The organism is Bremerella sp. JC817 (assembly GCF_040718835.1).
In the GTDB taxonomy this organism is placed as follows: domain Bacteria; phylum Planctomycetota; class Planctomycetia; order Pirellulales; family Pirellulaceae; genus Bremerella.
Window position 1 is genome coordinate 1,138,232 of the sequence record NZ_JBFEFG010000280.1, and the last position, 22,123, is coordinate 1,160,354.

The following is a 22,123-nucleotide window of genomic DNA, read 5'->3' on the forward strand; positions in this document are numbered from 1 at the left end:
CTATCGTCGTGGAATTGGAATGAAGAAGATCCCGGTCGTCATGTACAGGATCAAGTTGCCAACCCCAAAGATCAGGATGAAGATCACCCAACCCATGATTCCGCCGTCGCCATCATCACTCATGATGTGTTTCCTTTTTCATTTGCCGAAGTTCGTTGTTAACGAGTTAAAAGGAAGTCCTCAGGGATTCTTTCCCTGGGGCAAACGGGCCAACAGCCCATCTGCCGCGGTTACCAAGGCAGCTTCGTCCCGGCGAGACGACTTCTCGCGGGCATAGGTTGCCAGTCGACGAATTTCGTCGATATGATCCTGCGGCGGTGCAAAGCTTAACAGCTGCAGCGCTCGCTGGCGTTGCTCGACATTGCCGACCACCAGGGTTCGACAGCAGCGATCGAGCATGTGTTCGGGGGCAAGTTCAAATAATTGCTGTGCCAGGCTTCCCTGGGGGTCGAGCTGTTCGTCTTGAATCCATGCCGCGTACAACCATTCCTCTTCGGTCGACTCAAGCGGATTGGGATTGTTGGCAGGATTGGTCTCGACCAGGAACTGGGCTCGCTTGGTGACTTTTTCGGTGATCTCAGGAAACTTCTCGCGGACGTACTTCTCGAAGAACAGTTCGCGAACGCACAGCGAGGCGACGGCCAAAACCATTGCGCCGAGCAGCACGCCGATCAGCATCAGGCCTTGGATCTTGGCCGAGCGAAGTTCTGGTTTCGAGATCTTCACGCCATGCCTCCTGCCAGTTTGCGGAAGCGATCGTCGGCTTTCTTCAGCAGCGGGATCATCAGCAGCAGCGCTACCACGAAGCTGGCGATCCAAAATATGATCGACGCAGCAAAGAAGTAGTGCAGCGCTCCCCACTGCATCGCCAGGCCTGACAAAGCCGCGGTGACCAGGACCGGCCCGGTCGAACCGCCGCGGTCAGGGGCCCTGGAAAAGGGTAGGTCTGGCACAGCCAGCCACAACGCCGCGAGCGCCATCACCCAAGACAACAGCCACGCCAGCGAAGCATGAAGCAGCGCCGCGACAGGATCGCCCCATTGCCACAGTGCGACGCCGGCGAAGGCGACGCAGGTTGGGGTGATGATCCAGAACATGACCGCTTTCGCGACCCCTAACCCCAAGCCGATCGGCTGGCGAAGTGGTGCACATCGCAAGAGCCACGCGGCGTCGTGATCGTCGTTGAACGTGAGGTTGTAAATCAAATGCGGAACGCTCAGGGCAATTAAGTAGACGGCCAGGATCGGCAAGGTGACCTGGGCGGGATCGTGATTTGTCATTGGGTTGGCAAACTGTCCGGTCGCGATTGCCAAGGCGACGGCGGCTAGCGGCATGCTGAACGGCAACAAGCTTCGCATGCGCAGGTTGCCATCCCGCCACAACAGCTTGCCGCAGAGCCAGAAGCCGACGCGCTGCTCCGGGCCGCGAGCCAGCGGATGGCCGGCTCCAAATGCGAGGCCACCCAGCGTGCCAGGCTTCATCGGACGATGGCGAATTTGGACGGTGAGTGGCTGCATCGACTTGTAAAGGTAAGCGACGCAGCGAACCGTGACCGCCAGGCAAACCGCCGTGAACAGCAGCATCAGGCCGCCAATGGTTAGCGTCGAAACGCTGGGCGTGACGGAGGCTTGTTCCACGAAGCGAGCCAGCCAGGTCGTCGGCAAATATTCGATCCATGCCGGAGGGAACGCACCCCAGACTTCCAGTTGCGATTTCTTGTCGCGGAACATCATCTGGGCGCCATACCCGGCGACCAGGATCAAGATGATTTGCGTCCATGCCAGGACGGTCTTCCAGCCTTCAAGCGTCTCGGAATTGCCGAGTGCTGCCAGGCCCAGGATTACGAGACAAACCATCACGCTGCACCCAGTAAACGAGGCCAGCAGGTAAGCCGGTGCGAACCAGGGACCGGTGTCGCGGAGGCCGATGCCGACAATCGCTGGCTGAATGGTCAATGCCAGGAACATCATCGCGACGTACAGCAGCAGATTCGCAAAGCGTGCGGCGGTGTAGGTGCGTGGCGAGATCGGACGTGGTCCGAGGATCATCAGGTCTTTCGGGTTCAGCACCACTTCTTGAAATTCGACAAGCACCGTCGTGGCAATCACCACGACTGCCAGCGAAAGATTCACGAACGAAAAGAAGAAGACCTCGACCCGCATGAACAGCACGAGGCTGGCAATCGCCGACAACGTCAGGCACTGACCCACTACCCAAAACAAAGGGCTCACCACGTGTGATGGCTTGGTGCCGGTCGCCTTGGTGTAGTGTAGCCCACGCAGGTCGGAAAGCAGGAACGCTTTCGTGAGCGCGAAGAACTGCCGCGCATCGATTCCCTGGGCCGTGAGCAAACTGGCCAGCCAGCCAACCATCAGCTATTCCTCCGTGGCAGCGACGAAGGAGGATTACCAATCGGCGACTGGCCACTGACCATCGCGGCATCGCGTTCGATCTCAGGCGACAGTCGGGTCAGTTCCTGAAAGACCGCTTCGAGCGAACCTTTCGGCGTGCTCGAGAGAAGCGTCTTCGTTTGGTCGTCTGCCACGATCTGGCCATGATGCAGCACGATCACGCGGCTGCAGAGTCGTTCGACGACATCCAGAATGTGCGAACAGTAGAGGACCGTTTTGCCTTGATCGATCAGGCCTTCGACCAGCCGGCGAAAGGTCAGCGCGGCATTCACATCGAGGCCATTGAGCGGTTCGTCGAAGATCAAGACGTCGGGGTCGTGCAGCAGTGCGCTGCTGATGAGAACTTTCTGCCGCATCCCTTTTGACAGGGCATCGATCTGTCGATCGGCGGCTTCGGTCAGTTGGAAGCCTTCCAGCAGCGTACGAATTTTGTCGGCGGCTTTCTCCCGATCGAGATGATATAGCTCGGCGACCAGCGAAAGGTATTCGTTGGCGGTCAGCCCGGAATACATCGCCGCGGTCTCTGGGACGTAGCCGATGCGGCGTTTGACTTCCAGCGGTTCGGTCAGCAGGTCATGGCCGCAGATACGAACTTCGCCTGAGTTGGGACGCACCAGGCCAGCCAGAATCTTCAATGTCGTCGACTTGCCGGCACCATTCGGGCCCAGGCAGCCGGTGGCTTCGCCGGGGCGAACCGTGAAGTTGATCCCTTGCAATGCCGTGTTGCTACCGAAGGTTTTGACGAGGTTAACTACTTCAATCACGAAGTGTTCCCAGGCTCAGGACGTTTCCATCGATTCTTGCCCAGGGCCGATCGGGAAGGTCACACGCAGAAGGGTAAGCGGATTTGTAGGCAGGAATGAGGCGTTGCCTCCCCCCCGAATAGGAAAGTTATGATAAGCGGTTGGTTCTACAAGTTCAAACCTTGGGATTCGATTTTCCGCATATTCGTCGGTGAAGTTTGTTACTGAAAACAAGTCGATTTATTGAAATCTGTTGATTTTGTAAGCCTGACGGCAAGCAAGAAACAAACAAAGCACTCGCCATCGGGGATTTCGACGACGAGTGCTTCAGAAGGATTGGGTGATTGATTCGGCTTAACGCAGGGGATCTTTGCCTGCCAGGCGGCGTAGCAGCCCCATCTGCCCCATGTGCATCATCGCGTGATATGGCAAGAAGACGAGTGTGTCGAACTTCGTCTTGAACAGCGGATGATCGGGCAGGCTAGGCTCGTCGAGCTGATCGAGCGTATGGGTTTCCATCTCTTCCTTCAGCGAGTCGTGCACCTTCTTGTAGATCTCGACCATGCGTTCCACCGAAGGGTAGATCGTTTGGTCGGTCGAAGGAACGCTTCCACGACCGAAGTGGGCCGAATAGCTTTCCGGCATCAGGGCGGCGTCTTCCGCTCGCTTGCCTCGAATCCGCAGCATGCCCAGGCCGTAAGTGGCGATGGTGATGTGACCGACCTGCCAGGCAATGTGGGTCACGCCTTCCTGCGGCATGCGGAACCACAACTCTGGTTCCAGGCCTTCGATGAATTCGCGAATCATATGGTCGGTGAAGGCGATCCGTTGCTTGGTCAGTTCCCATTGAGCTGCGTCAGCCATTCGATCATTCCTGTAAAAGAAGGGGGTGGTTTTTGGGTTGTTGTGTGGGGTAACGGAAATGGCCTTGCCAGCTAGGAATCGAGCGGATGTGCCAGTCCAGCCAGTTGCAATGCCTCGCGATACGCTTCCGGCGTGTTCACATTCTTGAGCAAGCCTTGATGAGGATCAACGCGCGCAATCTCTTCCGGCGTGACCCAACACGTGTCGAGCATTTCGATGCAGTCGAGCAGCTTCTGGTTACCTGAAAACAGAACTTCCTCGAATTTCTCCATCGCGCTGTTGGCATACACGGCGGCCAAAGGTTGAGGAAAACCCTCGTAACGAGGGATCACCGCTTCGTGCAAACGTAAGCGAGCAAACAAAAGCTCGATCTGAACTTCCGATACTAGCGGCAGATCGCATCCCAGCACGATCGCGGCTTCAGACCAGCCGGTGACATACTTCAGCCCCTCATAGATCGCTGCGGCCGGGCCTTGATTTTCCACGCGATCAGGCAGCAGCGTCACGTCGTAAGGAACTTTCGGCAGTACTTGTTCCTTGGCGGTCAACAAGATGACATCCGAGACCGCCGGCGAAACGATTCGGACGACACGTTCCAGCATCGTTTCGTCGCCGAACGGAAGATGCGGCTTCGATTGCCCCATGCGGCGACTGCGGCCACCGCAGACAATCAACGCGGCTCGCTGGGAAAGGGGCACTGTGGTCATGATGTCGATTTCCGGGTCGGTTATATTGAAGAGGTCTTCTTTTTACTGCTCACCGGTTGGTTTGTGCGATGAAGCTCCGACTACGTCACGATATCACGGTCTCTCTCGATCTACGAGGCGTTCTGCCCTCGCGGCTGCTGCCGATGTCGGCCGACGAAGCTGCGCGCGTGACGGTCTGGCAGGGTAAACACCAGGTGCAACTCGGCGAGTTGTTCGATATCGAAGCGGGAGGGCGTCGGCCTGATACGCTGCGAATCATTGGCGACTTGTCGAAGGCGGACAACGTCGGGGCCGGGCTCGAGGCGGACTCGCTGTTCGTGCAAGGTCCGGTCGGAAACCACGCCGGGCAATCGATGACGGGCGGATCGCTGTACATTCATGGCCGCGTCGGCAACAACCTGGCGGAAGGAATGAAGGGGGGCTTCGTCAAGGTTCTCGGAAACGTCGGCGACCGCGTCGGGTGTCCGCTGCCAGGGGAAAAGCGAGGCATGGCAGGCGGAAGTTTGTTTATCTTGGGCACCGCCGGCAACGAAGTCGGGCATCGGATGCGGCGCGGAACAATCGTCGTGGTGAACGACTGTGGCGACTACCTCGGCTACGAGATGCTGGCCGGCACCATCATCGTCGGCGGCAAAGCAGGCCAGTCGGTCGGGCTCTCGATGCGACGTGGTACCATCGTTCTCGGCCAGAACCAGGCCGGCGAACTGCTGCCAGGCTTCACGCATGGCTGCCGGTTTCAGCCAACGATGATTCCACTGATGCAGCGCGAGTTCACGCGGTTGGAAGTGCCTGAGGCGGCTCGGTTGGTCTCGAAGGGAGCCGCGTACGATCTCTTTCATGGCGATCTGGCCCAGATGGGACGCGGCGAGATCTTGATGCCGGCGTAGGTGCCGCTTGGCGGTGCCTTTCCCCTGGTCGAACGAGTTCGAGATGTTGTAACCGCTACGTTCGGCATAGCCGGCGCGCGGTGGGGCAAACCATGTCATGTCTGTCGCCGACTCGGTTGGGGTCGTACGTAGGGTTTAATCCTTTAAATCCGAGGGACGACGAAATGTGAAAAAAGAATGACCACATGCGTCGATACTTGTTTGTAGCCACGGATGGGTGAAGTGACTCATGGATGGGCAAGCGAAACCACACATGTTGGGAACGTAGCAAATGCCTGTCGAATTACTCCACGCTTGGTTAGGCGTCGCATTTCTGGCGACATGGGCCATGATTGGCCAAGTAACCTTGGAGCGGAATTAGCTGCACTCGGATCGTATCGGGAAAGGACACCAAAGCACAAAAGCTTTCCCCGGATCGTACCGATTTGCAGCTCTTCACCCCCTTTATAGGGTGCTTCTTTAGAACGCGTCTAGTTGACAGACGCAGCGGAATTGATTTTCCTAGCGGCAACTTTTCTTTTTCTTTCGAAAAAAAGCCCCTGGAAATCCCGCATGTCTTCGACCCCTCCTTCGCAACCTCCCGAGCCTAAGGTCGCCTATTGGCGTCAAAACCTGATGGTGATCGGCGTGCTGCTGTCGATCTGGGCCTTCGTAGCCTTCGGCTGCTCGGTCTTCTTTATCCAGTGGCTGAATCAATTCAAGATCGGAAACTTACCGCTCGGCTTCTGGTTCGCCCAGCAGGGAGCGATGTACGTCTTCTTGATCTTGATCCTGGTCTACGCCTTGGTGATGGACTACCTCGACCGCAAACATGACGTGAAGGAGTAGTCCATGGAATTTATGGAAATGCTTCCCTTGTTGGGAACGGCGTTAACGGCGACGCGTGCGTGGACGTTTACCTTCGTCACGATCACGTTCATGATCTATTTGTACATCGGGTGGCGTAGCCGCGTGACCGAGTCCGGCGAGTTCTATGTCGCCGGCCAAGGGGTCCCGGCCATCGCCAACGGTGCCGCGACCGCCGCCGACTGGATGAGCGCCGCTTCGTTCATCAGCATGGCGGGTTTGATCAGCGGCCTCGGCTCGGATGGCTCGGTGTTTCTGCTCGGTTGGACGGGTGGTTATGTGTTGCTGGCGATGCTGCTGGCTCCGTATCTGCGTAAGTTCGGTCAGTACACGGTGCCTGACTTCGTGGCGAAACGTTATTACAGCGAAACGGCTCGAATCGTGGCCGCTGTGTGTGCGGTCTTCATTTCGATTACCTACGTCGCCGGTCAGATGCGTGGCGTCGGGATCGTGTTTGCCCGCTTCCTGGAAGTGGAAACCTGGCAGGGTGTCGTGCTGGGGATGATCATCGTCGGCGTGTTTGCCGTGCTGGGTGGTATGAAGGGGATTACCTGGACCCAGGTGGTGCAGTTCTTCGTGCTGATCGCGGCGTTTTTGATTCCGACGGTCGCCTTGTCGAGTATGCTCACCGACAGTTGGATTCCGCAAGTTGGTTTCGTCACCGGCGACATCAGCGAGAAGGTCAACCACATTCAGGAAGATCTCGGCTTCGCTTCCTATACGCAGCCGTTCACCAACTACGACATGGCGAACGTCTTCTTCATCATGCTCGCCCTGATGGCTGGTACCGCAGGTCTGCCTCACGTGATTGTGCGGTTCTATACGGTGGCCAACGTGCGGGCGGCTCGTTACAGCGCGTTCTGGGCGTTGCTGTTCATCTGCTTGCTGTACACGTCGGCTCCGGTTCTGGCGATGTTCGCTCGTTACACGATCTTGCAGACGCTGGAAGGTGCTCACATCGGCCAGGTCACCAAGGACGAAGGGGACGACAAAGAATACGTGCCGGTCTATCGCGTCGAGAAAGATGGCAAGGAAGTCCCCGTCCAGTGGGTCGAAACCTGGCAGAAGACTGGCCTGATCACGATCGACGACAAGAACAAAGACGGCATCCTGTCGCTGCGAAACGTCGATGGCAACTTCGACGAAGTGAAGATCGACAAAGACATCCTGGTGCTGGCGACGCCTGAGATCGCTCAGCTTTCGCCTTGGGTGATCGCCATTGTCGCGACCGGTGGTCTGGCCGCCGCCTTGAGCACGGCAGCCGGTTTGTTGCTGGTGATTTCAAGCTCGATGGCGCACGACTTGTACGTTCACTTTATCGAGCCAGAGGCGTCGGAACCGCGACGTTTGTTCATCGCTCGTATCATGATCATCGGGGCAATCCTGGTGGCAGGCTACTTCGGTATCTCTCCGCCTGGTTTTATCGGAGAGGTGGTCGCGTTTGCGTTCGGGTTGGCGGCCGCCAGCTTCTTCCCGATTATCTTCCTGGGGATCTTCGACAAGCGAATGAATCGTCAGGGAGCCACCGCCGGCATGCTGGTTGGTATTTTGTTCACGGCCTTCTACATCATCGCGTGCCGCTCGGACCGCGTGCTCGGCTTTGCAGAGCCGCTCATGTCGCCATGGTTCGAGGGAAGCTCGTGGATTCCGAATGGCTTGCGGCCCGAAGGTGTCGGTGCGATTGGCTTGCTGTTGAACTTCGTCGTAGCGATTGTCATCAGTCGTCTGACGCCTCCGCCACCGAAGGACGTTCAAGAGCTGGTCGATAGCGTTCGTATCCCGCGTGGATCGCACGCTCCCGAAGCTCACTTCGACGAAACCGACGCCGAAGCTGACAACCCGTAAGAAGCCTAGGCTTCCAGAAGATGGCCTCGCCCGGCAATGGGTCAGGCCATCTGGCAGGGGATCGAAAGTGATCCCGGCGCATAAAAAAGCATCGCGGTGATTGGACTGCGATGCTTGGATGTTTTGATTCGTTGGGCGAGACTAGACCAGTTCCAGCGACGGAACCGGAGTCTTCGAGCCTTCGCGATAGCGATCGAGCAGCTCTTCTTCGACGAAGTAGGTCTGTCCTTCGTCCTCGGTATACAGCCCCTTCAAGCCGGCAGCAGACTGGTCGGCGCGGGTAATTCTGCGGCAAGAGACCGCCAAGGCACAGAACTGCTCAGGATCGACGAAGTGAACGTTTTCCTGGCTTCTAAGAAGCGCTCGACGTTCCCACAGGGTTGTTCCGCTCAAACCGCTATTCACTTTCAAACCGACCATGATTTCCATCTTCCTTCCTTCTTCATATCGACAATTCGATCGAAGAACATCATGGGAAGGAAATCCGTTCCATGTCGCAGGGTCTTCAATGACGCCTGATTTGCACGAGAATCCGCCGTGCTTTCCTGTTTTGGGAAGGAATCCTTTCCGATCGGCTTCGCCTGCCGACCGTACTTGCTAGCACGACATCCTTGGCGAACTCGATTGTCCCTGCGTTAAGGATCAGGGCAAGCTTCACCATTTCCGATTAACGATACCTTAATCGCTCGTTCATGTTCAAGTATCGAATGCAGACTTTTGAACAAAAACCCTAGCGAGGTACTAGCTTACCTCAGGCTGGTGGTGTTCGACGTAAGGCGATTACAGAAAAGAGTTTATGTTCCAAGCAGGTTCGCGGAAGCGGTAACCCACACCGCGGACCGTTTCGATCAGGATGCCTTTGCGGTCGAGCTTTCCACGGATCGATTTGACATGAACGTCGATCCGCCGGGTGCGGCTCGCCTGGTCGGACTCGGTTTCGGTCTCTTTGTCTTTGTGAGGCAGCCCGGCCGCCTCTTCCAGTTGGGCTCGCGTTAAGACATGTCCTGGCCGCGATAGCAGGGCCTGCAGCAGTCGGTACTCGGTCGGCGTCAGGTCGAGTCGTTGCCCGTCCAATTCGACCAGGGCGAAGCGAGGGTCGAGTCGGACCCCGTGGCATTCAAGCACGGCCTGGGTGTCGACCGTTTGTCGGGCTCGATAGGTGAGCGTCTTGACCGACTGGGCCAGCAGGTCGAGGGCCAACGATTCGGCCAGCTTCGAGTCATGTGTTGGGTCATCGATATCAGTCAAGCTGGAACCGGTCGGCGCGATCAGAATCGCCGGCGTGGTTTCGTCTCCCAGGTTTCGCATTAGCGAACGGCACAAATCGAGAGTGTCGTTCTCGGGCAAGGTTCGCGACAAGACGACCACATCTGGAACGTACTCCATCGCCTGCTGCAAACCATCGCGCATCCCTGCAGCATGATAAACCATGCAACCGGTCTGCTGCAGGTTCTGGGCAACCGTGTACAACGGGCCGCCGGCTTTCTCAATGATTAGGATACTTCGTTGAGGCACAATTTGTCATCACGCTAGGGTAAAGGGAACTCGGAAGCCTGTTTGCCGGGAGGTGTCCTTTCCTGAAGGCGTTCCGGGGAACTCACGCAGAGCTTCCCTCGGGACCATCTGGTAATTCGCGGTGCCGGACGATTTCGCCTTCAACCCAATAGATGACGATCTCGGCGATGTTCGTCACATGGTCGGCGATCCGTTCGATATGTTTCGAGACGCCGGTGATCTCGATCATCCAGTCGATCTCGGTGGGGCGTGTTTGAATGCCTTCTTTCAGCCACTGAAAGATCTCGCGATGCAGCCGATCAAGCTCGCGGTCTTGGCGAATCAACCGGCGACAAATGGCGGTGTCTTGAGCGATAAAGGCGTCGAGGCTGTCTCGCAGCATCTCCATCGCTTTCTGGCTGGCCAACTTCAAGCATTCCGGCAGCACCATCTGCTGCAGCGTGACGCCGCTGTCTCGTAAGCGATTGACGCATTCGGCGATGTTCACGGCCAGATCGCCAATTCGTTCCAGTTCGTGCCCGACCGACATCGACGACACAATCAATCGCAAGTCCGAGGCGACCGGCTGAAACAAGGCGATCGAATGCAGGCACTCTTCTTCGAGTCCCACGTCCATGTCGTCGAGTTCATCGTCGTTGGCGATCACCTCGATCGCGCGGTCTCGGTCGAGATCTAACAGGGCCAGCGTCGCCTCTTTCACTTGCGTTTCGGCATGGGTCCCCATGCTCAGCAAGTGAGAGCGAATACCTTCAATCTGGCGAATCCAATGACGTGTCATGCCGGCGTTCTTTCCCGTCTTCGCGTGGCCGTTATTGCTGTTGGACGCCTAGGAACGAATCGATCGTTCCGGCATCGGGCGCCTTGATCGTGGTGCGGAGCGGGCCCGCTCCGATCCGGGTAACATGCTTTTCTGGAAACCCTTTTTCCGGCAACGCATTGGCGGCGTCGCTTCCCTGGGCAAAGACCCACGCTCGGCCATCTTCAAACCGAGTCACAAAGCCTGGTTTGGTAAACAGGTAACCAATCGCGGTCTCGCGGCTATCGGATTTCAACGTCTTGCGGTCGGGGCCAGCACCGGGCAGCGTGATATGTTTCTCGGGACCTTCTCCGTGCACCAGCTTGGCAACGTCGGGACTATCGAGCGAAAGCACCCACAAGCGGCCATCGATCATCTTGGTGACGTAGCCTGTACGGTTGAACGAAGCGTGGTCACCGGAAGACTTCACCAGGGTGCTATCCGCCAGGTAGTACAGTTCGTACCAGTCGTCGCGTTTCGGGTTCACGCCGGGGCGGCTGCGATAGAGCACGCTCATTCCAAAAGGCTTGCCGTCGCGCTCGTGCTGGACCACCACGATCGAACCGAAGTCCAGCTTGCTTGGGTCTTGGTTGGCGATGGAGTTCAACGAAATCACACCCTCGCTGCCTGCCTCGGGCGTCGGGGCCGACGCGGGAATCGCCTCGACCCTCTGCCACTCGGGAAGGCGGTCGCTGAGGTAGTTCCAGAAGTCTTCGGCGAACTGCTGGTGCTCGGTCGATCTAACGGCAGCGTCTTCCGCGCCGGCAGTCCGCGGCATGGCTTCCTGCATACCGAAAGCGACAAGCAGCGTGATCAGTCCGGTAAGAACTGGTAAACGAGGCAGCATGGTCGGCGTCCTTTCGCGAAGGGGAAAACGATACGATTAACCGAATCGACCGGTTACATAGGCGTTGGTTTCAGACAGCTTCGGCTTGGTGAAAATGTCGACGGTCGGGCCATACTCGACCAATCGGCCCAGGTACATGAACGCGGTGTAATCGCTGATTCGCGATGCCTGTTGCATGTTGTGGGTCACGATCAAGATGGAATACTCGCCGCGCAGCTCGCGGATCAGGTCTTCGATCTTGCCGGTGGCGATCGGATCGAGTGCCGAACAGGGTTCGTCCAGCAGCAGCACTTCTGGTTCGCTGGCGATCGCCCGGGCAATGCACAAACGTTGCTGCTGACCACCCGAAAGACTCAGCCCACTTTCGTGCAAACGATCTTTCACCTCGCTCCAGATCGCGGCACCCTTCAGGCTGTGTTCGCAAACGCCTTCCAGGACGCTACGGCTTCGCTCGCCGTCAATCCGCAGAGGGTAGACCACGTTCTCGAAGATACTCATGGGGAAAGGGTTAGGTTTTTGAAAAACCATTCCCATTCGCTTGCGAAGTTCGATGACATCGACGCCCGGATCGCAGATCGAGCTTCCGTTGAGGTAGATGTCGCCACGGATCCGCACGGTATCGATCAGGTCGTTCATGCGATTGACGCAGCGCAGCAGGGTCGACTTGCCGCAGCCCGATGGCCCGACCAAGGCAGTGACCTGGCCGCGAGGGATCGGCATGTTGATGTTGAACAAGGCCTGCTTGTCGCCATACCACAAGTTGAAGTTCTTGATCTCCAACGCGTTCTCTTCGCGATAGACCGCATCGTGCACGACCGGCGCGAAGTCTTGTCCCTGGGCGATCAGCTCGAGGCGGCTCGTTTCGGAAGATCCTGGAGAAATCTGGCTCATGGAGTTCGTCTTCTGGTGTTCACAAGGGAAAGCGGGCGGCGATTAAAACTGGCCTGACTGGAAACGCCTGCGGAGCCGAGCCCGCAGCCAGATCGCAAACAGGTTGAGGGTGGCGATCACGGCGATCAGCAAAAGAGTCGTCGTGAAGACCATCGGTTTGGCCGCCTCGCTATTGGGGCTTTGGAAACCGAGATCGAATATGTGAAACCCGAGGTGCATAAAGCTGCGGTCGAGATGGACGAATGGTGCTTGCGTATCGATCGGAAGTTCTGGGGCCAGCTTCAACACGCCTACCAGCATCAACGGAGCGACTTCCCCCGCGCCACGAGCCATCGCCAGAATCATGCCGGTCATGATGCCAGGCAGCGCGTGTGGCAGCACGATGCGGCGAATCGTCTGCCACTTGCTCGCCCCGCAGCCATACGAACCTTCTCTCAGCGAATTCGGGACGGCGGCCAAGGCTTCTTCGGTGGCGACAATCACGACGGGTAGCGTTAACAATGCCAAGGTCAAACTGGCCCACAGCAAACCACCCTTGCCGAACGTCGGGTTCGGAAGGCCTGCCTGATAGAAGCCATGGAAACCAGGCGTGAACGCGACCAAGGCGACGAAGGCAATGGTCGACACGATCCACAGCACCAGGCTGATGATCCCCAGGTGAGGCGTTCGCATCCGGGTCAACACCTTGCGGCTACCCAGCGAGTACGACGTGGTGATGAACGCCGTGAAGGCGGTCAACGCCAGTCCCGTCGCGGTAATCCACCACCAAAGCTTCGGCATCGTTGGCAAGTTGGCATTGGCAGGACCACCGTCGATATAGGCCCCGACAACCAGGATCAAGAAGCCATAGCCAAACACGCCAAATACAATGCTCGGCACGCCTGCCAGGTTGTTGATGCTGATGCGGATGATACTGACGACCGGGCCACTCTTGGCGTATTCGCGAAGGTACAGCGCGGCCAGCACGCCGAACGGGACGACAATCAGCGACATGATCATCGTCATTGCGACCGTGCCCCAGATCGCCGGGAAGACACCCCCTTCGGAGTTCGCTTCCCGCGGATCGGCCAGCAGAAACTCGCCCCAACGGGCAAAGTAAACCTGCAGACGGCCCCAGTAATCGAGCTGATTGGCTGGGAAGGCCCGGACGATATCGCCCAGCTTCAAAACGGTCTCGGTTCCTTCGGCGGTCTTGGCATGCAGCCCGTAGCGGTCGTTCAGCTTTTGGATTTCGTTAATGCGATCCTGCATCGCCGCGATCTGGTTATCGACGTCGAAGCGGACGTCGACGTAATGATCGACCGCGCGGCGGGCCGAATCGGGAACTTCGCGAAGCAAGGCATCGATCTCGACCAGTCGCGACTCAATCCGCTCTTGATGCACGGTTCGATCCGCATTGAGGGCAGCAACCAGGTCAGGGCCCAACTTGCCCATCGCCGAGTCTTTGCCGAGGATACGTTCGGCGCGTTGGACGATGCGAATGTCTTTTTGTTTTTCGTCCTGAATCTGCTTCAGTTCGATTCGCAGGTTATAAATCTCGTTTGCCAGCCCTTCGACAAAAACGTCGTGCTGAATCTCTTCGTCGCGCAACTTCAAGCGAGCTTGTTCCTGGTGGCGACTGCTTTCGCCCACTTCGTATCGCGCGATCCGATCGATCGCCTCGACACGTTCCCGGGCCGTGGCATGATGCTTCTGATAGGCCGCATAGGTCTCCGCCGGACCATCGTAGATCTCTTGCACGGCAGTCAGGTTCTGACCATCTTCCACGGCGTTTAATGGAACCGTCTCGCCACTCGCCAGCACGCCAATCAAGCCGCGTTGCCCGCTCTGCTTTTGTGTCACGAAGCCGTGGGTGTTTTCGGCTTCGAGGTGGGCGAGTTGCTCGCCGATTTCGGCGATCTCGCCGTCGAGACTTTCGAGCGTGGTGCTCCAGGTTTTTAATTCTTCTTCGCTGGCACCCGAAGGGGCAACAATCCGTGACTTCTGGTTGCGATAGAAGTCACGGATATTGGCCAGGTCTTCTTCGTCCGATGAAATGGGGCGAGGAGAGTTGATCACGAACCGTTCCGGAAAGCCGATGAAGCGGCCAAGCTTCGTTCGCTCGAACAGCATTGCCCATTCCGGCTGCGTAGCGGGCTGGTCGCTCAATTCCGCATCGGTGATCCAGCGATACGTTCCGCCAGATCCCTGGAATTCGAAGTTGTCGGTTCGGTATTGGCGGCGGTGCAAAGTCTCCGGCTCGCTATCGGTGCTGGAAGATTCGACCGTGTAGTCTTCTTCGTCGGTCATTTCGCCCAGCAAGACGGTGCCATCTTGCAGGGTGATCTCGTAAAGTTGCCCAGGCCAGAAACTCGACATGCCTTGATAGACGATCATCGCCAACAGGCCGAAGATCATCAGCAAGGCCAGCGTCAGCGCGCCGCCGGAAAGCCAGATCATCGGTTCCCCCTGGGCAAGCACGGTCAGCCCAGGACGCACGGTCCGGCGATACTTTTGAGGCTTGCTCTCTTGTTTGTCGCGAGCTTGGCTCATAGTTGGTACGCACGCCTCCGGAAGTAAAGGCGTACGACTTCGGCCACCGTGTTGATCAGAAAGGTCAACAGGAACAAGACCAATGCCGACAGAAACAAGACGCGATAGTGCGAACTTCCTTGAACCGCTTCGGGAAGTTCGATCGCAATGTTCGTGCTTAAAGTGCGGAAGCCATTGAAGATGTTCCAGTCTTCAATCGGCGTGTTGCCACCGGCCATCAAAACGATCATCGTTTCGCCAGCGACGCGTCCCAGGCCGATCATCATCGCCGAAAACAAACCGCTCATCGCCGTTGGGATCACAATTCGCAGCGTCGTTTGCCAGGCCGTTGCACCGCAGCCGAGCGAGGCGGAACGAAGGTGAGCCGGGACGGTCGAAAGGGCGTCGTCGGCGATCGTGTAGATGATCGGAATCACGGCGAAGCCCATCACGAAGCCGACAATCAACGAGTTCCGCTGGTCGTATTCGCCGATGTAGCTGCCACGAGGATCCCAGCCTGCCAGGTCCAACAAACTCCCCAGCATCACCGCCAGTAGCAGCGTCCCCAAGGTGAGCCCCAAAAACTTGGCGACCGAAAGCAAGGTGAACGGAAGACGCGGCATCTTCGCGATGCGATTTCGCCAATAGGTGCTGATGCCGTAGCCATCGATCACCATCATCACTAGCGCGCTGAATGGCAGCAGGATCAGCAGCCAGCCGCCGACGCCAGAGCCCTTGTCAGGATGAACGAGCCAGAACTTGATGTTGCCCAGGAATAACCAGCGTTCGACCGTCGGACCAAGCTCGTAGGCGAGGTAGATCCCCAGCATCAACACCGGCATCAGGAACCAAAGCCGAAATGGTTGGAGGCGTAGCGTGAACCAACGAGGCATCAACTGCCAGAGATACGCCCCCAGCAAGATCACGAACGGAACCGTAAAAATCGATGCCAGGCACGCCGGTATGATCTGCTCGACAATCGGAGCGAACACGAGTGCCGCGACGAAACCAAGCACGACGCTCGGCAGACTTGCCATCATCTCGACGGTCGGCTTGACGAGAAGCCGCGTCCGTCGCGTGCTGAATTCACTGGTATAAATCGCGGCCAGCAGCGCGATCGGCGCTCCGAACATCATCGAATAGAACGTCGCTTTGAACGTGCCGGAGACGAGCGGGAAAAGCGAGAACTTCAGTTCGTCTTCGATCTTCGACGAAGAGCTTTGCCACATGTTCAGCGGCTCGGCGTAACCTTCGTACCAGACCGGGAAAAAGAGCGAAGTGAGCGTGATGTCTGGAGCACCAGGGGCCAGGGCGAAGTGGGCGAACTGGCCGTCCGCTTCAATCAACAGGCCATCGTCACGCGGAGCAATCTGGGCCAGCGTCACTTTGCCTGGGGCATCCATCGCAATGTCGGCGACATGCTTCTCGGTGGTCATGTGATAAAGCGAGCAGTCGCCCGTTTCGTATCCGACCAGAAACATGCGGCTTCGCGACGAGGCATCAAAGGTCGAGACCGCCCCCGGCCCAGTCGGAAACGTGTGAGCTTCTACCAGGGCGAATCCGTCACTGCTTTCGCGATCGGCGAAGGCGTTGTCTGTGCGATCGGCCAGGCGAATTGGAAACCAGCCCGAGACATTGCCACTGCTGTCGCCGACGAAGAGTGTCTCTCGCCCCAAGATCCAGTCGCATGCGGTCACCCTGGCATCGGAGTCTGGCAGCAGATCGACGGTCTCGGCAACGTGAATGTTCTTGGTGTCGCGAATGTCGAGACGCGTCAGCATTCCCTCTGGATCGATCGCGTAAGCATGATTGCCCAGGCCATCGATACGAACAAACTTCGGCGGCTTTCCGGTCGCATTTTCGGGAACGTCGAACAGCGACGACTGCCACTTCGTTTTGCCGGTCAACAGGCTCTTCTTTTCGCTGACTTTGCCAAGCTTCAGTTGGTCGTCACCGGTCAGCGCGACGAACGTGATCGAGCGACTGCCGAGGCTACCACGCCCGGTCGACTCGGTCAGATGATCGAGCAGGCGAATCGGTGCGTCGGCAACCTTCACCGGATCGGTCAGCGTGGCTTGAACCTTCTGGGCACGGTACTGTCCCTGCGAGGTCATTTGCACGACCTGATCGTGGAAGATCGCCGTGTCGCCTGGTTCGTTGAGCTGGGCCGCGGGCGTGTCGCGAAGCCAGTCTTTGATTTCGACCGGATCGATAAACTGCGTCTGGAAGCTGAAGTCGGCGGTGCGAATCGTTCCGTCCGCCATGCCCAACACCAGGCCGGTCTCACCGGTGGAAGTCGAGATGGCAGAGATCTCGCCGTCGTCGATCAGTTTCTTCTCTTGCACGACATCGAACGAGGTGACCGCTTTGTCTTCTTCGGCGGTCCCTTTAGCATCTGGCGGAATCAGGCGAACGACCTGCAGCGTGCCGTCGCGCGTCAGCAGCCAGCCCATGGTCTGGTATTCGTTCACCTCGAAATGGACGACTTCGCCTGACTGCCAGGGCGTTTTGCGAACACTCAGCTCCGAGACTTTCGCCGAGCGGAACAGCGGCAGCACTTCCATCACCAGGACCAACGCCACCAGGCAAACCGCCACGATCGTACCGATCCCGCCGACGGTGATCACGCCTTCGGAAACGATGTCTGAGAACCGCACACTCCAGTGGGTTTTCAGCCTGCGTTTGCGTCCGGTGAATCTTGGCTGGGGGCCCGTCATGAAATCGCGAAGAACCTTGAAACCGCCTTGTCAGGTCGGAGAGGATGTCGGGTTGTGGATAGGACAAAGCCCTCTGGCCGCAAAGCCGAGGGCATGTTGTCGAGGCAATGGCAGGTTGGATGGATCGGCTTAGTTCTTGATGCCGACTTGTTCCAACTGGGCAGCGGCAATCACGGCGGGGATTGGCAGATAGCCTTCCTTCACCACGGCCTTCTGACCTTGTTGGCTGTAAATGTATTTCAGGAACTCGCGGCGCAGTGGATCGAGTTCACTGCCAGGGCGGTAGTTCACCGCGATGTATAGGAAACGGGACAGCGGATAATCGTCGGCGTTTTCGGCCGTTGGTTCGACAAAGTCGGTCCCTTCGATCGATAGAGGAAGCACGCGGACATCGGAAGTCTTATAGCCGATGCCGCTGTAGCCGATCCCGAACTTGTCAGTGGCTACCCCTTGAACGACCGACGAACTGCCGGGCTGCTCTTTGACGGTCGGCTTATAGTCGCCCCCGAACAGGACGTTCTCTTTGAAGTAGGCATAGGTACCGGAAGCCGAGTTGCGACCATACAGGCTGATCGGCGACTGGGCGAACGCACCGCTCAAACCAAGTTCGCCCCAGCGAGAGATATCTTTCTCGGCACCACCTTTGCGGTTGGTCGAATAGATGGCGTCGAGTTGTGGCAGCGACAGACCTTTGATCGGATTGTCTTTGTTCACGTAGACCGCCAGCATGTCGATGCTGGTGCCGAGTTCGACCGGCTTATAGCCGTAACGCTTCTCGAAGTCGTCGATCTCGTTCGCTTTCATCGGACGGCTCATCGGGCCGAAGGTAGCGGTGCCTTGGATCAGTGCCGGCGGAGCGGTCGACGAACCCTTGCCTTCGATTTCGATCTGCACGTTCGGGTAGATCTCTTGGAAGCCTTCCGCCCAGAGGGTCATCATGTTGTTCATCGTGTCCGACCCGATGCTCTTGATCGTGCCAGAAACGCCAGAGACGCGCTCGTAAACCGGAAGTTCGGAATCGACCTGAAGTTGAGCCAACAGCATGGTGGGCGAGCAGCACGCTAGTACCACGGATAGCAGTAGCGAAGTTTGGCGCAACATCGGGCTAAATCCTTCCAGAAGCATGGGCATTCGACAGATGATCTCAGTGCGCGGTGCTGCCAGCATTCCGCAGGGGGGCGAAATTGGCATTAACAAAGCGCTAACACTACGAAAAGCTCGTGGTGTCGAGGGTCAGTCGTGGTGGAAGTCCCTATTTATACGGAGTTTTCCGCTAGATTGACCAACGATTCATCTTCTGGAATATCACGCGCCAAAGAAAGCCCTTACATCTTTTGAGCGGTTATATTTACACAACGTTAATAATTGGAGCAATCCCGCAGCACCTTTCGGGGGAGACGTTCCGGTGGCAAGCGGGTCAGAATGGGGACCTTCGAGGGGCACGCAGGCCGGGACCCGGCGGGTCGATTACTTCCCGATCAGGGCCTCGGTTCCAGTCACGAAACCATCCTGATCGAGGTCCAGCTGTTGGAACTGCTGGGGCGTCCCGAGGAACTCGCGGGGGCTGATGTCGCCGTCGCCGTTGTAGTCCATGCCTGTGAACCAGGCCGGAGCCGAATCCCAGCCTTGAGCCCGAGGGGGCGGCTGAGCATAACGAGGCGTGACAAACGCGGCGTTGTCTTGATCGCCACGGAAGAACTCGAACTCGAGCAGAGCCGGAATTTCGTCGAACTCGATCGCCTGGGACTGATTGTGATCGATCGCCAACAGGTTGGTTGCCAACTGGCCGAGTTCCCGGGCCGACAATCGCTGGTCGCGGTTTTGGTCGACGGAACGAAACAGCGGATCTTCCCCATCGATCCCTTGCAGGCGAATGTGACAGCGGTCGAACCAGTTTTGTTGCTTCAAGGCGACTTCAATCTCTTCGACATACACCTTGTCGTCGTTGTCTTGATCGGCCGCCATGAAGGTGATCGGGGCCCCTTCGTCGGGAAGTTCGTCTGCTTCGAGGTAGCCGTCCCGGTTGCGATCGTAAAGCTCTAGCAGGCTGGCGGCTTGCTGTTCGAGTTGCTCGAGATCGACCCCGTCACGAACTTTGAAAACGAGCCAATCGTTGCCCAGGTGACAGGTAAGCTGCTCTTCGCTGGTCAGCGTTTCGCCGCCGATGCCTGGCTGCGGCTTGAAGGTCAGTCGAGGCCGAGCGTCACGTTCACCAAAACGAATCGTCAACACGTACTGAGCCGGCAGGTCGACCAGTTGCTGCAGTTCGTCGTTGCTGAGGTTGCCGTCTTGGTTGCGATCGATCTGATGCAGAAGGTTCTCTGGCGGAAACTGTTTCAGGTCGAGGCGTTGGCCATGCACGTAGTTTTGCTGCATGGCATACAGCAGATCATTCCACGGGGTATCGCTGCTGAGCGTGAACATGGCCTGACCGCCAAAGAAGCGGCGGCGATCGTTGCGGTTCATGTCGCTGGGCATCTGACCCATCGAGGTCATCAATTCCGGGACCGAAACGATTTCGTTGTCGTCGAGGTCACGCTGTTGGATCCGCTCGGCCGCCAGTTCGATCTCTTCGTGTTCCAGCGTGCCGTTGCCATTCTGGTCGATCAATTGCCGCAAGGTCGAATCGGTTCGACTCCGCTGAGCAGCGTACGAAGTCCGGCGAACCGAGAACGCCTCGGTCCGGGCACTGCTGCGGCTAACCAGACGCGGGACCTCGGAACGATCGACCCAGCCGTTGCGGTTGGTGTCGTAGCGGTTGATGTTCTGTTGGCGTTGTCGCGGGTCTTCGAACGAGAGGTTGCCGAACTGACCACGCCCCAGTTGCGGGTGGTCGGCCAGCTCATCCCAGGTGGCCCGGCCGTTCTGGTCGCTGTCGGCGAGTTTCAGAATGTGGTCGATCAGTTCTTCCAGGGCCTGATCGAACGGCTGGTTATCGATCCACAAGCAAACGTCGACGCGGATTGGTCCGCTGGAAACAAACACCAAAAGACGTTGCGGCTCGACGTAGGGCTCTAGCTCGAAAGGAAGTCCGGCGACTGGTATGGCGGCGTCCTCGATTGAAACTTCCGGCACCGCAGGAACTTCTTCCGGCGCCGGTTCGACTTCCGCCGGAGTGGCCACCGGCGTGACCGGTGGCGGTGTCGGCTCTCGACAGCCTGAGCCAACCAGCAGAACGATCGCCAATAGCAGTGGAAGGAAGGTGGTACGCATATCAGGCCAACAGCTTTTCGACCGGTTTGCCTTCGGAGATCTTGATCGGGCGAGCTTCCGGCGAGTAGTGCTCGATCGAAGGATCGACTCCCACGGCCTGGCATAAGGTCGCCAGCAGATCTTGCACCTCGGTCTTGCCGTCGGTGACTTCCATGCCCGCTTCATCGGTTTGCCCATAGGCCTGACCGCCGGCGATTCCACCTCCTGCCAACACGCAGGTCCACGCATCGGGGAAGTGATCGCGTCCGGCCGTGTTGTTGATGTTCGGTGTTCGCCCGAACTCGCCCATCCAGCAGATGGTGGTGCTTTCCAGCAAATCACGCTCGGCCAGTTCCCGCATGAGCGTGCTCCAGCCTTGATCGAGTTCTTTGGAAAGGCGTTCGACCGCAGGGAAGTTTCCTTGATGCGTATCCCAGCCAAGCCCATTTCCGCCGAGGGTGACTTCGACGAATGGGACGCCCCGTTCCACCAGGCGTCGCGCGATGAGACAGCCTTGGCCGAACGTGCCTTTGCCGTACGCTTCGCGGGTTGCCAATGCTTCCTGCGACAGATCGAACGCCGAGGCTGCTTCGGGATGCATCATCTTCACGGCCGATTGAAAGATGGTTGCTTGCGCTTCGGCGGCTCCGGAAGGATGGCTGGAAAGAAACTGATTCTGCTGCGCTTCCCACATTGCCAGCCGGGCGTCTTGCCGCTTCTGATCGACCCCGGCAGGAAGCGCAAGGAAGTCGACACCGAGGTTCGCCGGGGCGTCGGTGTCTTCAGCGTTGGCGGCTGCTCGCACGCCGACCGTGGCGGCAGCGTAGCGTGGACCCAGGAAGCCAGGGCCAAGGGCTGACCCATTCAAAACACCGCTCGGATTGACGGCGACGTAGTTGGGCAGTGTCGAGAAGTCTGGCCGCATCACCTTTGCCAGTGAAGCACCGATCGAAGGATAGTTCAGCGGACCGCCAGGACGTTGGCCGGTATGCATTAAGTAAGTACCTCGCTGGTGGTCACCTTCACGGGTACTCATGCCACGCACCACCGCCAGGCGATCGGCCTGCTTGGCGAGACCGGCGAAGTGTTCGCTGAACCGCAGGCCTGGGACGCTGGTCGCGACCTCTTTGAACTCGCCACCGTTGGCGTGCCCCGGCTTCATGTCGAAGGTATCGGTCTGCGTCGGTCCGCCTGACATCCATAGCAAGATACAGCTTCGCTTGCGATCGGGATTCGGGGCCGCGGCCGCTGCCAGTCGAGGCAGCCAGGCACAGCTTGCCGCGCCGACAAGTCCAGCCGAGGTTTGCAGGAAACGACGTCGCGATTGATCGAAGGCGTTCATCGAAAGACC

19 protein-coding genes are annotated in these 22,123 nt (G+C 58.1%); 3 read left to right on the top strand and 16 right to left on the bottom strand.

All coding sequences use genetic code 11. From position 1 onward, the window contains the following. The 6 genes from AB1L30_RS23065 to AB1L30_RS23090 all read right to left on the bottom strand — a co-directional run bounded on the left by AB1L30_RS23065 (position 1) and on the right by AB1L30_RS23090 (position 4,725). A complete protein-coding gene (locus tag AB1L30_RS23065; protein WP_345088293.1) occupies positions 1–123 on the bottom strand; it encodes a hypothetical protein in 123 nt (40 codons plus the stop codon). Positions 124–180: 57 nt separating this feature from the next. Beyond that, the gene (locus tag AB1L30_RS23070; RefSeq protein WP_367016403.1) at positions 181–726 is read right to left on the bottom strand and encodes a hypothetical protein; all 546 of its coding nucleotides are present in this window, start codon (positions 724–726) and stop codon (positions 181–183) included. Next, positions 723–2,372 carry a hypothetical protein gene (locus tag AB1L30_RS23075; protein WP_367016405.1) on the bottom strand — a complete coding sequence of 550 codons (1,650 nt, stop codon included), beginning with the start codon at positions 2,370–2,372 and terminating at the stop codon, positions 723–725. Before AB1L30_RS23075 ends, AB1L30_RS23070 begins: the two co-directional genes overlap by 4 nt. Further along, positions 2,372–3,175, bottom strand: a complete 804-nt coding sequence (locus AB1L30_RS23080; protein ID WP_367016407.1) for an ABC transporter ATP-binding protein — start codon at positions 3,173–3,175, stop codon at positions 2,372–2,374. The genes AB1L30_RS23075 and AB1L30_RS23080 overlap by 1 nt, the downstream gene beginning before the upstream one ends. A gap of 333 nt (positions 3,176–3,508) precedes the next feature. Next, the gene (locus AB1L30_RS23085) at positions 3,509–4,018 is read right to left on the bottom strand and encodes a DinB family protein (protein WP_367016409.1); all 510 of its coding nucleotides are present in this window, start codon (positions 4,016–4,018) and stop codon (positions 3,509–3,511) included. Positions 4,019–4,089: 71 nt separating this feature from the next. Further along, a complete protein-coding gene (locus AB1L30_RS23090; RefSeq protein WP_367016411.1) occupies positions 4,090–4,725 on the bottom strand; it encodes a molybdenum cofactor guanylyltransferase in 636 nt (211 codons plus the stop codon). Positions 4,726–4,793: 68 nt separating this feature from the next. Between AB1L30_RS23090 and AB1L30_RS23095 the strand changes: the two genes are divergently transcribed. From AB1L30_RS23095 to AB1L30_RS23105, 3 genes are all read left to right on the top strand, one after another. Next, positions 4,794–5,612, top strand: a complete 819-nt coding sequence (locus AB1L30_RS23095; RefSeq protein ID WP_367016412.1) for a formylmethanofuran dehydrogenase subunit C — start codon at positions 4,794–4,796, stop codon at positions 5,610–5,612. 552 nt (positions 5,613–6,164) lie between these two features. Beyond that, entirely contained in the window at positions 6,165–6,440 is a 276-nt protein-coding gene (locus AB1L30_RS23100) for a DUF4212 domain-containing protein (protein ID WP_345088279.1), read from the top strand. Between the two features lie 3 nt (positions 6,441–6,443). After that, positions 6,444–8,303: a sodium:solute symporter family protein gene (locus AB1L30_RS23105; RefSeq protein ID WP_367016414.1), complete on the top strand. Its 1,860-nt coding sequence runs from the start codon at positions 6,444–6,446 to the stop codon at positions 8,301–8,303. A 141-nt stretch (positions 8,304–8,444) separates the two neighbouring features. Here the strand turns inward: AB1L30_RS23105 and AB1L30_RS23110 are convergent, their stop codons facing one another. The 10 genes from AB1L30_RS23110 to AB1L30_RS23155 all read right to left on the bottom strand — a co-directional run bounded on the left by AB1L30_RS23110 (position 8,445) and on the right by AB1L30_RS23155 (position 22,114). Further along, positions 8,445–8,732 (bottom strand): hypothetical protein, encoded by a 288-nt coding sequence (locus AB1L30_RS23110; protein ID WP_367016416.1) that lies wholly within the window; start codon positions 8,730–8,732, stop codon positions 8,445–8,447. 351 nt (positions 8,733–9,083) lie between these two features. Continuing rightward, a complete protein-coding gene (locus AB1L30_RS23115; protein WP_367016418.1) occupies positions 9,084–9,818 on the bottom strand; it encodes a response regulator transcription factor in 735 nt (244 codons plus the stop codon). Between the two features lie 82 nt (positions 9,819–9,900). Continuing rightward, positions 9,901–10,596, bottom strand: coding sequence for a phosphate signaling complex protein PhoU (phoU, locus tag AB1L30_RS23120; protein ID WP_367016420.1), 696 nt, complete (start codon positions 10,594–10,596; stop codon positions 9,901–9,903). Positions 10,597–10,627: 31 nt separating this feature from the next. Continuing rightward, positions 10,628–11,461, bottom strand: coding sequence for a hypothetical protein (locus tag AB1L30_RS23125; RefSeq protein ID WP_367016422.1), 834 nt, complete (start codon positions 11,459–11,461; stop codon positions 10,628–10,630). Between the two features lie 36 nt (positions 11,462–11,497). After that, complete coding sequence (gene pstB, locus AB1L30_RS23130; RefSeq protein ID WP_367016424.1) at positions 11,498–12,352, bottom strand: phosphate ABC transporter ATP-binding protein PstB; 855 nt, start codon at positions 12,350–12,352, stop codon at positions 11,498–11,500. A gap of 42 nt (positions 12,353–12,394) precedes the next feature. Beyond that, entirely contained in the window at positions 12,395–14,884 is a 2,490-nt protein-coding gene (locus AB1L30_RS23135; RefSeq protein WP_367016426.1) for an ABC transporter permease subunit, read from the bottom strand. Next, the gene (locus tag AB1L30_RS23140) at positions 14,881–17,580 is read right to left on the bottom strand and encodes a hypothetical protein (protein WP_367016428.1); all 2,700 of its coding nucleotides are present in this window, start codon (positions 17,578–17,580) and stop codon (positions 14,881–14,883) included. The genes AB1L30_RS23135 and AB1L30_RS23140 overlap by 4 nt, the downstream gene beginning before the upstream one ends. 129 nt (positions 17,581–17,709) lie before the next feature. Next, on the bottom strand, positions 17,710–18,681 hold the full coding sequence (locus AB1L30_RS23145; RefSeq protein ID WP_367016430.1) for a PstS family phosphate ABC transporter substrate-binding protein: 972 nt from the start codon (positions 18,679–18,681) through the stop codon (positions 17,710–17,712). Positions 18,682–19,047: 366 nt separating this feature from the next. Next, complete coding sequence (locus AB1L30_RS23150; protein WP_367016432.1) at positions 19,048–20,793, bottom strand: hypothetical protein; 1,746 nt, start codon at positions 20,791–20,793, stop codon at positions 19,048–19,050. Between the two features lies 1 nt (position 20,794). Further along, the gene (locus tag AB1L30_RS23155; RefSeq protein ID WP_367016434.1) at positions 20,795–22,114 is read right to left on the bottom strand and encodes a DUF1501 domain-containing protein; all 1,320 of its coding nucleotides are present in this window, start codon (positions 22,112–22,114) and stop codon (positions 20,795–20,797) included. Positions 22,115–22,123: the final 9 nt, after the last annotated feature.

Excerpts from the sequence above, each read along its gene's own strand:
- AB1L30_RS23140 (WP_367016428.1), bottom strand. The coding sequence starts at position 17,580 with ATGACGGGCCCCCAGCCAAGATTCACCGGACGCAAACGCAGGCTGAAA.
- AB1L30_RS23075 (WP_367016405.1), bottom strand. The coding sequence starts at position 2,372 with ATGGTTGGCTGGCTGGCCAGTTTGCTCACGGCCCAGGGAATCGATGCG.
- AB1L30_RS23090 (WP_367016411.1), bottom strand. The coding sequence starts at position 4,725 with ATGACCACAGTGCCCCTTTCCCAGCGAGCCGCGTTGATTGTCTGCGGT.
- phoU (WP_367016420.1), bottom strand. The coding sequence starts at position 10,596 with ATGACACGTCATTGGATTCGCCAGATTGAAGGTATTCGCTCTCACTTG.
- pstB (WP_367016424.1), bottom strand. The coding sequence starts at position 12,352 with ATGAGCCAGATTTCTCCAGGATCTTCCGAAACGAGCCGCCTCGAGCTG.
- AB1L30_RS23135 (WP_367016426.1), bottom strand. The coding sequence starts at position 14,884 with ATGAGCCAAGCTCGCGACAAACAAGAGAGCAAGCCTCAAAAGTATCGC.
- AB1L30_RS23150 (WP_367016432.1), bottom strand. The coding sequence starts at position 20,793 with ATGCGTACCACCTTCCTTCCACTGCTATTGGCGATCGTTCTGCTGGTT.
- AB1L30_RS23105 (WP_367016414.1), top strand. The coding sequence starts at position 6,444 with ATGGAATTTATGGAAATGCTTCCCTTGTTGGGAACGGCGTTAACGGCG.
- AB1L30_RS23100 (WP_345088279.1), top strand. The coding sequence starts at position 6,165 with ATGTCTTCGACCCCTCCTTCGCAACCTCCCGAGCCTAAGGTCGCCTAT.
- AB1L30_RS23110 (WP_367016416.1), bottom strand. The coding sequence starts at position 8,732 with ATGGAAATCATGGTCGGTTTGAAAGTGAATAGCGGTTTGAGCGGAACA.
- AB1L30_RS23125 (WP_367016422.1), bottom strand. The coding sequence starts at position 11,461 with ATGCTGCCTCGTTTACCAGTTCTTACCGGACTGATCACGCTGCTTGTC.
- AB1L30_RS23145 (WP_367016430.1), bottom strand. The coding sequence starts at position 18,681 with ATGTTGCGCCAAACTTCGCTACTGCTATCCGTGGTACTAGCGTGCTGC.
- AB1L30_RS23065 (WP_345088293.1), bottom strand. The coding sequence starts at position 123 with ATGAGTGATGATGGCGACGGCGGAATCATGGGTTGGGTGATCTTCATC.
- AB1L30_RS23085 (WP_367016409.1), bottom strand. The coding sequence starts at position 4,018 with ATGGCTGACGCAGCTCAATGGGAACTGACCAAGCAACGGATCGCCTTC.
- AB1L30_RS23095 (WP_367016412.1), top strand. The coding sequence starts at position 4,794 with ATGAAGCTCCGACTACGTCACGATATCACGGTCTCTCTCGATCTACGA.
- AB1L30_RS23155 (WP_367016434.1), bottom strand. The coding sequence starts at position 22,114 with ATGAACGCCTTCGATCAATCGCGACGTCGTTTCCTGCAAACCTCGGCT.